The sequence below is a fragment of the Scopulibacillus cellulosilyticus genome (assembly GCF_042665295.1).
Lineage (GTDB): Bacteria > Bacillota > Bacilli > Bacillales > Sporolactobacillaceae > Scopulibacillus_A > Scopulibacillus_A cellulosilyticus.
The window spans coordinates 1-15,526 of the sequence record NZ_JBHTCO010000032.1 but is presented as its reverse complement, the minus strand read 5'-3'; the positions used below and the strand labels follow the sequence as shown (position 1 = coordinate 15,526).

Genomic DNA, 15,526 nt, shown 5'->3' with positions numbered 1-15,526 from the left:
GTTTTAAGCGTTATGATCGTTTACGATTACGTGTTTTATTACATCATCAATATAAATCAATGGGATATCAGTTAGGTTAAGGAGTAGGAACTATTACTCCTACCCCAACATTTGACGTAGAACCAATTTTTTAGAAGCTGGGCATGATAATTTATGAAGAAGAAAAAAGTGCTTTTAGAAACGGATATTTTAAGGAGATGATTCCATTGGAAAAGGATGATTTGACAACGTACAAATACCTTTGAAGGAGGGTGTCTCCGAAAGATAAATAGCCGAATTACCTAAAAAAACTTTTCTTCTTCAAGAGGGGTTTATCCAAGCGATAAATCCCTCTTCTTTATTTAAATAAGTTTCCGCAGTGTTTCTTTTGGGACTTCGCCGTTATATCCAAAAAAGTTACCGACCATTTTTACATATTCTGTAAAAGTTATCGATCGATTAAGTGTTGTTGACCACCATCTGTTTGGATTATAGTTATTATATTCGCTTGCGCAATAAGTCAGTCTGATACCGGAATTTTTATAAACATCCTGAAAATTTTCTTTGACTCTTCTCATATGATAGTTAGAAGATACAACGATGGCAGAATGAAAACCATATTTCTTCATTAATTTTTTAGTATATAAAGCATTATCTGTCGTACTTTTCGCCCTATCTTCCATTATGATTGAGCTCTTAGGTACACCAAGTTCCTGAGCACCTTTGTAAAAATAATTTTCCAGTCCGTTTGAAAACATCAAATAAGGTGCATAACCTTTATTGTATAATTCAATGCCTTTTTTTAAACGGCCCTGATCTCCGCTTAATACGATAATAACATCCGATTTTACCGGCTTTTGATTGATTACAAGAAGATCCCCGGCATATCTCAGAAAAACAAGAACAAGGCACACTAAAACTGCTGCTACTGTAAAAAATATTTTCTTTTTTGACATGATTCTCCTCACCCTAAACTCTCATAGAAAAATACTATATCATGAAATGACGGTTTAAGAAACATATTAAAGCGTACAATCAGGTGGAGTGTTCTCTCCACCTGATTTTTGATTCTTATTGAGGGCTGACTATATTTTTTAATCCAAAATTAAATAACTCTGCATATCTGGGATTCATTCTTAACAGCTCAGTAACGGTAATAAAATGATAACCTTCATGTTGGAGTTTTGGCAGAATTTTATCCAGTGCTTTGACAGTTTGCGAACGATTACCCCCGGAATCATGTAATAGGATAATGCTTCCATTACGAATGTGGGTTAGGATATGATTGGCTATACGATCGACACCAGGGGTTGCCCAATCTCTCGGGTCTTGATCCCAAGACCATAAGATAATTTCAAAGTTTTCAATCTTGGCGATATCGATAATATCACTGTTTAATCCTCCTCCAGGGGGACGAAACAATTTAAGTTGGGGACGTTGGTAAGCTTCTATAAGATGCTCTGTACGGTTAGCTTCATCCAAAAATTTCAGGTAAGAGATTTGTCTAAGGCTGACATGTGTGTATGTGTGATTGCCAAGTTCATGTCCTTCTTTTACCTCGCGCTTTACGAGATAGGGGTATTTTTCTATTCTGTTTCCTATAAGAAAGAATGTAGCCTTAGCGTGATATTTTTTTAGTATATCTAATATTTCGGGAGTATAGACAGGATGTGGACCGTCGTCAAATGTAATTGCCGCGACTTTTTCATTTGTAGGGACTTCCCAAACAATATCGCCTTTTAGTTCATAGTAGTTCCGATTAAATGTAAATCCATATACATGAGAAGGGCAATAAAATATTAACAATGGAATAAAGTACAAAAAACATAGAATATGCCGTTGATTTAATCCCATATATTATCCCTCCACAAAATAAGCTAATCCTTATTATTTTTCAATACGGTTTTTATCATACAGTATTCATATAGAAAATCCTTCCAAAGGTCTATAAAACCATTATTTAGTTGTAAGAAAAACTAACTAGACGGATGGGAGAAATGGATTAATTTTTGTCAATTCGAGTGTTCTTCATTGTTTTTATAAAAAGATAGGTTCAAAATTATTATTGCGGCCGCACTTATAGATTTAAGATAGATAGGAGATGCGGAATAATGTGTGGGATTGCAGGTTGGATCGATTTTACACGTCAATTAACTGGAGAACAAGCAACTTTGAAGAAAATGGCAGATACGATTGAACATCGCGGGCCCGATGCGGAAGGATTTTGGATCACTGATCATGCTGCATTGGCGCATCGCCGTTTAATTGTTATTGATCCTGATGGCGGCAGCCAGCCGATGCTATATCGTGAAGGTGAACAGCTCTTTGCAATCACATTTAACGGAGAAATATATAATTACAAAGAATTAAAGCAAATTCTTGAACAGAAAGGGCATAAATTTCAAACGACTTCCGATACGGAAGTATTACTTCATGCCTACATAGAGTGGAAAGAAGATTGTGCCAAGCATTTAAATGGTATTTTTGCCTTTGGCATTTGGGATGAGAAACAGCAGCAATTTTTTATGGCGCGTGACCATCTAGGTGTTAAACCTTTGTTTTATGCACAAAGAGGACAAGCCTTAATTTTTGGATCGGAAATAAAAGCTATTTTAGCGCATCCTATGGTAGATGCTGAAATTGATAGAGAAGGCCTCGCAGAAATTTTTGCAATTGGACCAATGAGAACACCCGGTGTCGGTGTTTTCCGGGGAATTCATGAGCTTCGTCCCGGTCATTTTATGGTTTGTAATAATAATGGCATTCATATTAAGCCGTATTGGAAACTTGAAAGCAGGCCTTATGAAGATACAGCGGAAACAAGCGCTGAAAAGATCCGCGAACTGCTGATAGATACTGTTAAAAGACAGCTGCAATCAGATATGCCCCTTGTTTCTATGTTATCCGGCGGGCTTGATTCCAGCGCATTAGTCTCGATAGCAGCTGAAATGTTTAAGAAAGAAGGCAAAACACTTCATACCTATTCACTTGATTTTGTCGACAGCGATAAACATTTTGAACAAGACCTTATGCATGTTAATCGTGATACACCATTTGTATATAAAGTTTCCGAAGCGATGGGTACGGAGCATCACGAGAGAATAATGGATGCCCCTGAACTGGTTGATAATTTGTTAAAACAAATGTATGCAAGGGACTTACCGGGCATGGGAGAAATGGAAACATCCCTCTATCTGTTATTTGGGGAAATGACAAAGGATGCGACCGTTTCTTTGTCCGGGGAGTCAGCGGATGAAGTGTTCGGCGGCTACCCGTGGTTTTATAAGGAAGAATTTTTGAAGGCGGATACATTCCCGTGGGAATATGCCGCAGCAGGGCGGTATAACATTCTTAATCAAGAGATGTTAGAACATATCCAACCCGAAGATTATATTAACCGCCGTTATTCTGAAGCTATTTCAGAAGTCCCTAGACTTGAGGGCGAAAACAAAATTGATACCAGGCGCAGGGAAATGCAATATCTCAATTTAACTCGTTTTCTTCCTTTCCTGCTTGACCGGAAAGACCGGATGAGTATGGCGCACGGCTTTGAAGTCAGGGTGCCGTTCTGTGATTACCGTATCGCTGAGTATTTGTGGAATGTTCCCTGGGAAGTTAAAGCTGTTGATGGTATGGAAAAAGGCATCCTCCGCCGGGCGGTAAAGGGCATCCTTATTGATGATGTCAGGACAAGAAAGAAGAGCGCTTACCCGTTTAATCAAAATCCGGCATATTTACAAGGCGTCGCAAGCTGGATGAATACCATTTTAAAAACAGCTGATGAACCGATTATGCAGCTGATAGACAAACAAAAAGTTTCTGCAATAGCGGAGGGAAAGACTGACATAGAGCCGCAATATGCTGCCAGACTATTTGACTACCTGATACAAGTAAATGAATGGCTGAAAACTTATCAAATTAAATTAGTCTGATTCCTAACTCCGGAGTTTGTAAACTCCGGAGTTTTTATGAAATAGATGTTCCTAAAAGAATGTATATGCATAGACTAAATAACAGGTTTTATTATATTGATTAAGGGAATAGAACTTTATGGCTCTAAAATAATGTTTGTTTTATTATAGAATTCGCTGTATGATAGAGATTGCCCGAGCATTTTTGCCAGAGAGGAGTTGATAACTTAATGAGTATTGACAGTTCGACACCAGACCCCGAGACCCATTCGGAGGAAGTTTTCATACTGGCCCGCCTGGACAGCTCCTTAAGTTGTCAACAACAGGTAAAGGCAGGGAATGATTAAACTTCCTCATAACATGAGGAGGTGGCACCATGCTGAATATTTATTTGACAGATGAACATGGCAAGTTAAATGAAGTGAATGAATTAACAAAAGGCTGCTGGATTAACCTCATAAGTCCAACAACCGAAGAGATTAAGTATGTGGTTGATCATACTGAAGTTCCGGAAGATTTTATTAGAGATCCTTTGGATGATGATGAAAGATCACGTATAGAAAAAGAAGATCAAAATGTTATTACCATTGTTGATATTCCGGTTAAAGTCAATGATGACTCGGATTCGGCTTTATATGATACAATTCCTATTGGTATTATCGTCACGCCCTATTACTTTATAACGGTTTGCTTACAGAGTAATCCAATTATTGATAAATTTATTCAAAACAAGGTTAAGGGTTTCTTTACCTATAAGAAAACGCGGTTCACTTTACAGATTCTATATATGATTTCCACTTTTTATTTAAATTATTTGCGGCGCATTGACCGTAAAACAACGGAAATAGAAAATGAGCTTTCCCGGGCTATGAAAAATAAAGAACTGTTCAGCTTATTGAGCCTTGAAAAAACACTTGTTTATTTTACAACCTCTTTAAAGGCCAATAACATCGTTATGGAGAAAATGTTAAAGCAGCACTTTTTAAGAATGTACGAGGATGATCAAGATTTGCTTGAAGATGTTATTATTGAAAATAAACAGGCCATAGAAATGACCGAAGTTTACAGCAAGGTCCTTAACGGCATGATGGATACGTATGCCTCGGTTATTTCCAATAACGTTAACTTTGTTATGAAATTCTTAACCGCTGTTACCATTGTTCTTACACTGCCGACAATGGTCGCCAGCTTTTACGGAATGAACGTACCTATTCCATTTCAACATAAACCGGATGCAATTTTGTTTCCTCTGATTATTTCAATCGGTTTATCAGTTATAACAGCTGTTATCTTTTGGAAGAAAAAATATTTTTGAAACAATAGGCTGAAAGCTTCGGATATTTCCGAAGCTTTTTTATATACGGCTTTGGTAATTTCTATATTCTAAATTTTCTTTCGAATTATCAGGGTTGACAGGCATTATTGGTTAAATTAAGGAATAAAAAAGTATTACCATTAACTAAAAATTCGGTTTAATGGAAATATTGCATACCGTCTTTGATTTTGGATATAGCCAAATAAAATGTAAGCGTTTATAATTAAAGAAAGAAGGTGATTTATATGGCTTTGGAAATGATGCAAACGCAAACGTTGAATCTGAAGATGTCCCCGGCCTTATATCAAGCGATTTCATTGCTTCAATATACAAATACCGAGCTCTATGATTTTATTAAAGAACAAGCGATGGAAAATCCGCTGATACATTTGGAAGAATCATCTATACCTTCGAAGTCTTTGATGTCCGGATGGCAGAATCAGCCGCCCGATAAAACAAGAACCGATATTATCGAAGAGACGATAAGCCATAAAAGTGATTTCAGGGATTCACTTTTTCAGCAGGCAAGTGTTTTATCTATAGATAATTCTTTGAAAAAGGCCGTTCATTATTTAATAGACAGCCTCAATGATATGGGATATCTTGAAGAACCGCTGGATTTATTATCGGAAGAGTTGAATATTGATCTATCATTATTTGAAGAAGCGTTAACAGTATTACAGAGTTTTGATCCCCCGGGTATTGGCGCCAGGAATTTGCAAGAATGCTTATTGCTCCAGCTGAGGGCTTTACCGGACAGATCACCGTTAGCAGAACAGATTGTATCAGAATTTATTGAAGTCTTTGTCACAGGAGACTGGGCATTATTAAGTGAAGATCTTGGTGTTTTCGAAAATGATGTTCAAAAAGCGGTGGAGATCATTCAGTCACTTCATCCAAATCCCGTGGATAACTTTGAGCAGCATCCCGTTCAATACATTGTTCCGGACGTTACTATAAAAAAAGATGAAACCGGTTATCGATGTATCATGGAAGACTATTTCTTGCCCCAGCTGTCAGTCAATTTTGATGATTATCGTGTTTTTAGAAAAGACGGCGATAAGGAGACAAGGCGTTATCTGCAAAAAAAATATCATGAAGCTCAATGGCTGATACAGAGCCTTTCTAAGAGAAAGCAAACATTACTCCAAGTGACAGAAATTGTTATTGAGCGTCAGATGGCATTTTTAGATAATGGGCCTTCCTATCTGAAGACATTAACGTTAGGCATGGTGGCAGATCAATTAGGTGTTCATGAATCTACTGTCAGCAGGGCAATAAAGAATAAGCATATTCAAACCCCTCATGGACTTTTCACGTATAAAGAACTGTTTGTCAGAGGTGTCAAAACTTCAGAAGGATCGGTCTCAACATATGATATTAAAGAGACGATTAAGAGAATGATTGCTTCTGAAAATCCCGAAAAACCTTTGTCAGATCAAATGATAACTACAAAACTGCAAGAACAAGGTATTCAGATTTCAAGGCGGGCAGTAGCCAAATACCGGGGGGAATGCGGCATTTCCTCTTCAACAAAACGTAAAAAGAAGGCATGAGCCATGAAAAGGGAAATCGTGTTGTATACAAAAGAAAATTGCCCTTTATGCCAAGAAGGGAAAAAGAAGCTCGACATAGTTTGCGAAAAATATCATCAAAGTTTTCAAGAGGTTGATATATATCAGGATGACAGCCTTTTGGAACGGTACCAGTTGATGATCCCGGTCGTAACGATAGACGGCCGGGTTGTTAGTTGGGGGAATTTATCATTAAGTGAGTTAGAAGACTGTTTGAATTCGCCGTAACCAGAAGGTTATTGAAGTTCTGCTTTATTTTGGAGTATCAGCTGTTGGATACGCATCAAGGCTTGGCATTAGCCAAGTTTTCTTTTTTCTTGTTGATTTTCCGGTGAATAAAAAATGGTGCATATAAGATCAAGAAAACAATAATAATGATTGCTTCAAGCGTAATAATGTACCAAGGCCACGGGCCGAGGTAATCTAAGATAGACGGGATTTTCGGTTTTTTCATGATGTACAAGTAGTTAGCGTCCAACAAATGATTGACGACAAATATACAAGCCCCATAGATGTCTAATATTAATATACTTTCCCAAAGCGAACGAAATGTCGGCTTATATTTTTCAACAGCAACCATAAAAAGGCAAGCAAGAAACACACCCCCGTGTGATACGAAAAATTCAATATATCTAAAATGCGGAAAAGAATAAATGCTAAGATCAGGGGTCAGTATCGCTTGTATTGAACTGCCAAGGCCGGCGAAATAGGTAAAGTTAAACAAACCAACGCTTTTGGTCAATAACATAATGATCGCAAGCAGAACTGTAAGATCGCTGAGCTCCAAAGGCAAAGAAAAACGGGGAGACCAGGCATGAAAGTAAATGTACCATGTTTGAAGACTGATCTCTGCTATGATTAACAAGACAGCAAGTGAGTATCGCAAGAAGTTTTCCCATTTTGGCTTCTGAAGCACCCGCCTAAATATAAATAGACAGACACTAAGCAAGACAATAATCAATAATGTAAGAAGATGTTCTGCAGAAAAAATATGAAAATGGCTGCCTTTAAAGTTATATTGAAAATAATTCACATGCTGTCACCCCGTTTATTTAAAATCTCCATCTCTACTCTTTTTATGAATACATTATCTAAATAAGTTTTTTTACTTGAAAAAAGTATTTTATTTTTGGTATTATAATTTTGTAGCAGTTGGGACATAATTTGACTGACTGGGACATTTCGAGTCCTTGCATTCGCGGAAGGAGGATGACTGTGAAGCGTTTACTCGACTTACAAAAGAAGCTTATACCAGATGTTTTAGATATCATGTCTGAGCGTTACCGTATCCTCCAGTCGGTTCATTTTCTGCAGCCTATTGGCAGAAGGACTTTGTCTGCCAATTTAGGATTAACCGAGCGAGTTTTGAGAGGCGAAGTGACCTTTCTTAGTAATCAGGGCTTAATCAACATGTCAACAAATGGTATGTCTTTAACTCCAGATGGAGAGAGTTTGTTAGAAGCTCTAGATGAAATTATGAAAGATGTATCAGGACTGAAGCAATTGGAGAAACAATTAGAGAAGGTTTTAGGTATCTCTCGCGTCATTATCGTCCCTGGCGACAGTGATGTCCAGCCCTGGGTCAAACATGAAATGGGACGTGCCTGCGTTGCGGAAATGGAAAATCAAATCAAAAACGACAGTATTATTGCTGTTACAGGCGGGACAACTGTAGCGGCTGTCGCTGATATGATGCACCCATTGAAGCAGTTAAATTCCGATCTTTTATTTGTCTCTGCACGAGGCGGTTTAGGAGAGCAAGTTGAAAATCAGTCAAATACCATTTGTGCAAAAATGGCAGAAAAAGCAGAAGGACGCTATCGTATGCTCCATGTCCCGGATCAGTTAAGTGATGAATCATATTTCACATTAATTGAAGAGCCGAGTATACGCGAAGTTCTTTCCCTCATTCAGTCAGCAACAATGATCGTTCATGGCATTGGAGACGCGAGAACGATGGCTAAACGCCGGCGTTCAAGCGAAAAGCTGCTTCAAAAAATTGAAGAAGAGAATGCTGTTGCTGAAGCCTTTGGATATTACTTTGACCAAAATGGGAAAATTGTTCATAAGGTGAAAACCATTGGTATGAAGTTAGAAAACCTTTATGATAACAAAACACTCATTGCTGTGGCTGGCGGAAAGTCAAAAGCAAAGGCGATTGAAGCTTACTTCAAAGAAGGTCCCAATTCCATACTGGTCACTGATGAAGGTGCAACCGAAGAAATACTTAATCATAGTTAATAAAATATTTTTATTGTAAATAAGGAGGCCGTTAATAATGGCAGTTAAAGTAGGTATTAATGGATTTGGTCGTATTGGACGTAATGTTTTTCGTGCAGCGCTGAATAACCCCGATGTGGAAATTGTAGCAGTTAATGATCTTACTGATGCAAATATGCTTGCACACCTTTTACAATATGATACAGTACATGGCGAATTACCTGTAAAGGTATCTGTAGATAATGACAACCTTGTTGTTGATGGTCAAGTCATTAAAGTTTTAGCTGAACGCGATCCTGCTCAATTAGGCTGGGGAGATCTTGGCGTCGATATCGTTGTTGAATCAACCGGCCGTTTCACAAACCGTAATGATGCAGCAAAACATATAGAAGCCGGCGCGAAAAAAGTTATTATTTCTGCCCCTGCAAAAGAAGAAGATATCACGATTGTTATGGGTGTAAATGATGATCAATATGATCCGGCAAAACATGATGTTATTTCTAATGCATCTTGTACAACAAACTGCTTGGCACCTTTTGCAAAAGTGTTGAATGACAAATTCGGCATTAACCGAGGTATGATGACAACAGTTCACTCTTACACAAACGACCAGCAAATTCTTGATTTGCCGCATAAAGATTACCGTCGTGCCCGTGCAGCTGCACAAAACATCATCCCTACAACTACAGGAGCTGCAAAAGCTGTTGCACTTGTATTGCCTGAACTTAAAGGCAAGTTAAACGGCATGGCTATGCGTGTGCCAACACAAAACGTGTCAATCGTTGACTTAGTTGCTGAATTAGGCCAAGAAGTAACGGTTGAACAAGTCAATGAGGCTCTTAAAGAAGCTGCTAACGGCGAATTAAAAGGTATTCTTGATTACACTGAGGAACCTCTTGTATCAAGCGACTTCAATGGCAATAGACATTCTTCAACAATCGATGCCCTCTCAACAATGGTTATCGAAGGCAATATGGTTAAGGTCGTTTCTTGGTATGACAATGAAACAGGCTATTCAAACCGTGTTGTAGATTTAGCCGCTTATATTGCTAAAAAAGGGTTATAATATTTCAGATAGCACTTAATGATAAAGAGGAGAAACTTTTCTCCTCTTTACGACATTTATACTTATACGGTGAAAACGTCAGCAGACTTAGATAAATGTCGGGAGTCAGCGGATAATAACACCCCGGTATGTCATCTAAACCATAGGCGGAGAAAAAATTTTGGCGCTTATGGAAGTTTCACTTTATTATTGGTCAACTTTAAAGTAGATTAATAATGGAAGTATAAATGTATCTTTACATATTAGTGCAAAGGGAGGGTTAACTGTTGAACAAAAAAACGATTCGTGATGTTGAATTAAACGGTAAGACTGTTTTCTGCCGTGTAGATTTTAACGTACCGCTTGAAAACGGTGAAATTACTGACGACACAAGAATTCGTGCGGCATTGCCAACGATTCAATACTTGTCAGAAAACGGAGCAAAAGTTATTTTAGCTTCACATCTCGGCCGTCCGGACGGTCAAGTGAAAGAGGAACTCAGACTTGATCCTGTAGCAAAGCGTTTAAGTGATTTGCTTGGTTCTGCTGTAGTAAAGACTGATGAAGTTATTGGGGATGAAGTACATACAGCCGCTTCTAACTTAAAACCTGGTGATATTATGCTTATTGAAAATGTGAGATTTCATCCGGGTGAAAAGAAAAATGATCCTGAATTAGCTAAGGCTTTCGCGGATCTTGCCGATATTTATGTTAATGATGCTTTTGGAGCGGCTCACCGGGCACATGCTTCTACAGAAGGTGTCGCTCACCACATTCCTGCTGTTGCCGGGTTCTTGCTGGAAAAAGAACTCGAAATCCTGGGCAAAGCAATGGAAAATCCGGAACGGCCTTTTACCGCAATTATTGGCGGTGCCAAGGTTAAGGATAAAATAGGCGTTATTGATAACCTTTTGGATAAGGTTGATAACTTAATCATTGGCGGCGGCCTGGCTTATACTTTTATTAAAGCGATGGGTTATGAAGTTGGAAAATCGCTTCTTGATGAAGAAAAAATTGATTTAGCCAAATCGTTTATGGAAAAGGCTGAGCAAAAAGGTGTGAACTTCTACACACCAGTGGATGTTGTGGTTGCCGATGACTTTTCCGAAGATGCAAATATAAAAGTCGTCCCAATAGAAGATATTCCTTCAGACTGGGAAGCGCTTGATATAGGTCCGAAAACAGTTGAAAAATATGCAGAAGTGATCCGTTCGTCCAAGCTTGTAGTTTGGAACGGCCCAATGGGAGTATTCGAAAAAGATGCCTTTGCAAAAGGGACAAAAGGCATTGCTGAAGCACTTGCTAATGCTGATGGCGTATATTCCATTATTGGCGGCGGAGATTCCGCAGCGGCTGTCGAAAAGTTTGATCTGGCAGATAAAATGGATCATATTTCAACCGGCGGCGGCGCCTCATTGGAACTAATGGAAGGCAAAACCTTGCCTGGCGTTGCTGCTCTGAATGACAAATAGAAGTTGTTCAAATTCTATTAGGACTTGAACAGCATTAAAAGAAGGTGTAACGATGCGTAAACCAATTATTGCCGGAAACTGGAAAATGAATTTGACATTATCTGAAGCGCATGACTTTGTAACAGAAGTAAAAAGACTTGTGCCGCCGGAAGATACAGTTGATTCTGTTATTTGCGCGCCTGCGCTTTTCCTGGACAAGCTTATTGAAGATACACAAGGAAAAGAGTTAAAAATCGGTGCGCAAAACATGCATTTTGAAGAATCAGGCGCCTATACAGGCGAAATCAGTCCAGTTATGTTAAAAGACATTGGCGTATCATACGTCATTCTTGGACACTCTGAACGAAGGGCTATGTTTGCTGAAACAAATGAAACGGTAAACAAAAAAGTTCATGCCGCATTTAAACATCAATTGATCCCGATCATTTGTGTCGGTGAAACACTAGAAGAACGGGAAAATGGAGATACAAAATCGCTTGTAAAAGAACAAGTGTCTAAAGCATTTGAAGGAATTAGCGCTGACCAGGCCCAAACAGCTGTCATCGCCTATGAACCTGTTTGGGCTATCGGAACGGGTAAATCTGCATCTGTTGAAGATGCTAATGAGGTTTGCCGTTTTATCCGTCAAACATTAGTTGAATTGTATGACCAAGCAACAGCTGATGCGGTTCGTATTCAATATGGCGGCAGCGTTAAACCTGAAAATATTAAAACTTTTATGGCTGAGTCCGATATCGACGGCGCCTTAGTCGGCGGCGCAAGTCTCAAGCCGGAATCATTCTTACAACTTTTAGAAGGTGTTAATAATGACTAAAAAGCCCCATGCTTTAATTATTCTTGACGGTTTTGGGCTTCGCGAAGAAACCCAGGGCAATGCGGTGGCGCAAGCAAATAAACCTAATTTTGACCGCTACTGGAATCAATATCCACATGCGACGTTAAGAGCTGATGGGGAAAACGTTGGTTTACCGAAAGGACAAATGGGAAACTCTGAGGTGGGCCACATGAATATCGGTGCCGGCCGCATTGTTTACCAAAGTCTTTCGCGCGTAAACTTATCCATTGAAAAAGGCGAGTTCTTCGAGAATGATGCCTTCCTTGAGGCTATGAAATATGTTAAAGAAAAAGGGACCAATCTGCACATTATTGGTTTGCTTTCTGATGGCGGTGTTCATAGTCATATCGACCATATGTTTGCCTTAATGAAGCTGGCTAAAATACAAGATCTTAAAAATGTTTACATTCACGGTTTCTTGGATGGCCGCGATGTTGCTGAAAAATCAGCAGAAAAATATATTAAGCAAACTAAGGAAAAAATAGCTGAGTACGGTATTGGAGAAATAGCAACATTATCAGGCCGATATTATGCTATGGACCGCGATAATCGTTGGGACCGGATTGAAAAAGCTTACCGTGCAATGGTCTATGCAGATGGCCCTGATTATACAGATCCGCTTGAAGCTGTTGAAGATTCTTATAAAAACGGCATCTACGATGAGTTTGTGATTCCGTCCGTTATTAAGCACGAGGATGGATCGCCTGTTGCAACTGTTAAAGACGGTGATGCGATTATTTTCTTTAACTTCCGTCCTGACCGCGCGATTCAAATTTCTCAAGTCTTTACGAATGAAGACTTCCGCGGGTTTGACCGGGGAGACAAGCTGCCTAAGGATATACACTTTGTTTGCCTGACTCATTTCAGCGAAACGGTAAATGGCACAGTGGCTTTTAAATCAATAGGCTTGGATAACACATGCGGTGAAGTGTTATCGCAAAATGGCTTAAACCAGCTGCGAATCGCGGAAACAGAAAAATATCCTCACGTCACCTTCTTTTTCAGCGGAGGACGTGAAGAGGAATTTCCTGGAGAAGAGCGGATTCTCATTCCATCGCCGAAAGTCGCAACTTACGATTTGCAGCCGGAAATGAGTGCTTATAAAGTAACAGATGCACTGTTAAAAGAAATTGAAGCGGACAAGCATGATGCTATTATCCTAAACTTCGCCAACCCGGATATGGTGGGACATTCGGGTAAATTGGAACCGACCATTAAAGCGGTTGAGGCGGTTGACGAATGTCTGGGTAAAGTCGTTGACGCTATTATTGCTAAAGGCGGCGCAGCAATTATCACAGCAGACCATGGTAATGCTGATGAAGTGCTCACCCCTGAGGGCGAACCAATGACAACACATACAACCAAACCTGTCCCAGTCATAGTTACAAAAGATGGTATTGAACTGAGAAAAGACGGCATCCTGGCTGATTTATCGCCAACCTTACTGGACCTGTTAAATGTCAAGCAACCGAAAGAAATGACAGGCAAGACATTGATAAAAAACGAAAAATAATACTTGCAACACGTACCACAACCAAATTCGTTCATATTGTTGCCAAATAGGTTTGGGAGCGCACACTTGATTTAACCTGAAACATCGATGTGAATGATAAATTTGGACAAAGTAAGTTAAGGAGTAAGGGTACCCAAAAAAAATACTCCGACTTATAAAAAACGTCTTTAAAAGGAGAGATATAAATTATGTCAATGATCGTTGATATCTATGGCCGCGAAGTCCTTGATTCCCGCGGCAATCCAACTGTCGAAGTTGAAGTATACTTAGAATCAGGCGCTTTTGGACGCGCACTTGTACCAAGCGGTGCATCAACCGGTGAATATGAAGCAGTTGAACTTCGCGATGGTGAAAAAGACCGTTACATGGGCAAAGGTGTCCTTAAAGCTATTGAAAACGTTAATGATGTTATTGCGCCAGAGCTTGTTGGTTATGATGCACTTGACCAAGCTGGCATTGACCGTGCACTTATTGAGCTCGACGGCACTGAAAATAAGGGTAAATTAGGTGCCAATGCCATTCTTGGCGTGTCTATGGCCGTAGCTCATGCTGCTGCAAATTACCTTGAACTGCCTCTTTACCGTTATCTCGGCGGTTTCAATGGTAAAACATTGCCAACGCCAATGATGAATATCTTAAACGGCGGCGAACACGCTGACAACAATGTTGATATTCAAGAATTCATGGTTATGCCGGTAGGTGCTGAAAGCTTCCCTCAAGCGTTGCGCATGGGTGCGGAAATTTTCCATAACCTTAAATCAGTACTTAAAGACAAAGGCCTTAATACGGCTGTTGGTGATGAAGGCGGCTTTGCACCAAACCTGTCATCAAATGAAGAAGCCATTCAAACGATTATTGAAGCGATTGAAAAAGCTGGATACAAACCTGGCGAACAAGTGAAAATCGCCCTTGATGTCGCATCCAGCGAACTTTATGATAATGGCAAGTATCACTTCAAAGGTGAAGGTGTGTCACGTACATCAGATGAAATGATTGAGTTCTACCGTGACTTGCTTGATAAATATCCAATTGTTTCAATCGAGGATGGTCTTGATGAAAACGATTGGGAAGGATGGAAGAAGCTAACGTCGGAGCTTGGCGATCGTGTCCAGCTTGTTGGCGACGACCTCTTTGTTACGAATACAAATAAGTTAGCTGAAGGTATTGAAAAAGGTATCGGCAATTCTATCTTAATTAAAGTGAACCAAATCGGAACGCTGACAGAAACCTTTGATGCCATTGAAATGGCTAAACGTGCCGGCTACACTGCTATCGTATCCCACCGTTCAGGTGAAACAGAAGATACTACAATTGCAGATATCGCAGTTGCAACAAATGCAGGTCAAATTAAAACTGGTGCACCATCACGTACTGACCGCGTCGCTAAATATAACCAATTGCTCCGTATTGATGATGAGCTCGGTGAATTAGCGCAATACGGCGGTAAAAAATCTTTCTACAACCTTAAAAATATTTAACCGATTTTTAAAGGAGATGCTCACGGCCGGAGCATCTCTTTTTATGTTTAATTATTTTTAGGCTCTATAATATTTGTTGGGGTATGAGAAAAATTAAAACAAAAAAATACACGCAAGCTCCTTAATCCTTTACACTTGAATTGTCCAGAAACAAGAGAAGGATAGGAGTTACGTGTATATGCAT

The 15,526-nt window shown here is 39.4% G+C and carries 13 protein-coding genes; 10 read left to right on the top strand and 3 right to left on the bottom strand.

Annotated features, from left to right (window positions below; translation table 11 throughout):
* Window positions 1-341: 341 nt before the first annotated feature.
* Both ACFQRG_RS16690 and ACFQRG_RS16685 read right to left on the bottom strand, forming a co-directional pair.
* A complete protein-coding gene (locus ACFQRG_RS16690; RefSeq protein WP_380968107.1) occupies window positions 342-935 on the bottom strand; it encodes a YdcF family protein in 594 nt (197 codons plus the stop codon).
* Between the two features lie 115 nt (window positions 936-1,050).
* A complete protein-coding gene (locus tag ACFQRG_RS16685; protein WP_380968105.1) occupies window positions 1,051-1,833 on the bottom strand; it encodes a polysaccharide deacetylase family protein in 783 nt (260 codons plus the stop codon).
* Window positions 1,834-2,090: 257 nt separating this feature from the next.
* Here ACFQRG_RS16685 and asnB point away from each other — a divergent pair, with 257 nt between their 5' ends.
* From asnB to ACFQRG_RS16665, 4 genes are all read left to right on the top strand, one after another.
* Complete coding sequence (gene asnB, locus ACFQRG_RS16680) at window positions 2,091-3,911, top strand: asparagine synthase (glutamine-hydrolyzing) (RefSeq protein WP_380968103.1); 1,821 nt, start codon at window positions 2,091-2,093, stop codon at window positions 3,909-3,911.
* Between the two features lie 355 nt (window positions 3,912-4,266).
* Entirely contained in the window at window positions 4,267-5,205 is a 939-nt protein-coding gene (locus ACFQRG_RS16675; RefSeq protein ID WP_380968101.1) for a magnesium transporter CorA family protein, read from the top strand.
* A gap of 245 nt (window positions 5,206-5,450) precedes the next feature.
* Window positions 5,451-6,761, top strand: coding sequence for an RNA polymerase factor sigma-54 (rpoN, locus tag ACFQRG_RS16670; protein ID WP_380968099.1), 1,311 nt, complete (start codon window positions 5,451-5,453; stop codon window positions 6,759-6,761).
* 3 nt (window positions 6,762-6,764) lie between these two features.
* On the top strand, window positions 6,765-7,007 hold the full coding sequence (locus tag ACFQRG_RS16665) for a glutaredoxin family protein (protein WP_380968096.1): 243 nt from the start codon (window positions 6,765-6,767) through the stop codon (window positions 7,005-7,007).
* Window positions 7,008-7,062: 55 nt separating this feature from the next.
* Here the strand turns inward: ACFQRG_RS16665 and ACFQRG_RS16660 are convergent, their stop codons facing one another.
* Entirely contained in the window at window positions 7,063-7,812 is a 750-nt protein-coding gene (locus ACFQRG_RS16660; protein ID WP_380968094.1) for a YwaF family protein, read from the bottom strand.
* Window positions 7,813-7,994: 182 nt separating this feature from the next.
* Here ACFQRG_RS16660 and ACFQRG_RS16655 point away from each other — a divergent pair, with 182 nt between their 5' ends.
* The 6 genes from ACFQRG_RS16655 to eno all read left to right on the top strand — a co-directional run bounded on the left by ACFQRG_RS16655 (window position 7,995) and on the right by eno (window position 15,342).
* Window positions 7,995-9,020 (top strand): sugar-binding transcriptional regulator, encoded by a 1,026-nt coding sequence (locus ACFQRG_RS16655; RefSeq protein ID WP_380968092.1) that lies wholly within the window; start codon window positions 7,995-7,997, stop codon window positions 9,018-9,020.
* Between the two features lie 37 nt (window positions 9,021-9,057).
* Window positions 9,058-10,065: a type I glyceraldehyde-3-phosphate dehydrogenase gene (gap, locus tag ACFQRG_RS16650; protein ID WP_380968090.1), complete on the top strand. Its 1,008-nt coding sequence runs from the start codon at window positions 9,058-9,060 to the stop codon at window positions 10,063-10,065.
* A 266-nt stretch (window positions 10,066-10,331) separates the two neighbouring features.
* Window positions 10,332-11,516: a phosphoglycerate kinase gene (locus ACFQRG_RS16645; RefSeq protein ID WP_380968087.1), complete on the top strand. Its 1,185-nt coding sequence runs from the start codon at window positions 10,332-10,334 to the stop codon at window positions 11,514-11,516.
* 52 nt (window positions 11,517-11,568) lie between these two features.
* Window positions 11,569-12,330 carry a triose-phosphate isomerase gene (tpiA, locus tag ACFQRG_RS16640; protein ID WP_380968085.1) on the top strand — a complete coding sequence of 254 codons (762 nt, stop codon included), beginning with the start codon at window positions 11,569-11,571 and terminating at the stop codon, window positions 12,328-12,330.
* On the top strand, window positions 12,323-13,864 hold the full coding sequence (gene gpmI / locus ACFQRG_RS16635) for a 2,3-bisphosphoglycerate-independent phosphoglycerate mutase (protein WP_380968083.1): 1,542 nt from the start codon (window positions 12,323-12,325) through the stop codon (window positions 13,862-13,864). Before tpiA ends, gpmI begins: the two co-directional genes overlap by 8 nt.
* 188 nt (window positions 13,865-14,052) lie before the next feature.
* Entirely contained in the window at window positions 14,053-15,342 is a 1,290-nt protein-coding gene (gene eno, locus ACFQRG_RS16630) for a phosphopyruvate hydratase (RefSeq protein ID WP_380968081.1), read from the top strand.
* Window positions 15,343-15,526: the final 184 nt, after the last annotated feature.

What these genes read in the sequence shown, in the direction of transcription:
- ACFQRG_RS16690 (WP_380968107.1), bottom strand. Translation starts at nt 935, where the DNA reads ATGTCAAAAAAGAAAATATTTTTTACAGTAGCAGCAGTTTTAGTGTGC.
- ACFQRG_RS16685 (WP_380968105.1), bottom strand. Translation starts at nt 1,833, where the DNA reads ATGGGATTAAATCAACGGCATATTCTATGTTTTTTGTACTTTATTCCA.
- asnB (WP_380968103.1), top strand. Translation starts at nt 2,091, where the DNA reads ATGTGTGGGATTGCAGGTTGGATCGATTTTACACGTCAATTAACTGGA.
- ACFQRG_RS16675 (WP_380968101.1), top strand. Translation starts at nt 4,267, where the DNA reads ATGCTGAATATTTATTTGACAGATGAACATGGCAAGTTAAATGAAGTG.
- rpoN (WP_380968099.1), top strand. Translation starts at nt 5,451, where the DNA reads ATGGCTTTGGAAATGATGCAAACGCAAACGTTGAATCTGAAGATGTCC.
- ACFQRG_RS16665 (WP_380968096.1), top strand. Translation starts at nt 6,765, where the DNA reads ATGAAAAGGGAAATCGTGTTGTATACAAAAGAAAATTGCCCTTTATGC.
- gap (WP_380968090.1), top strand. Translation starts at nt 9,058, where the DNA reads ATGGCAGTTAAAGTAGGTATTAATGGATTTGGTCGTATTGGACGTAAT.
- tpiA (WP_380968085.1), top strand. Translation starts at nt 11,569, where the DNA reads ATGCGTAAACCAATTATTGCCGGAAACTGGAAAATGAATTTGACATTA.
- gpmI (WP_380968083.1), top strand. Translation starts at nt 12,323, where the DNA reads ATGACTAAAAAGCCCCATGCTTTAATTATTCTTGACGGTTTTGGGCTT.
- eno (WP_380968081.1), top strand. Translation starts at nt 14,053, where the DNA reads ATGTCAATGATCGTTGATATCTATGGCCGCGAAGTCCTTGATTCCCGC.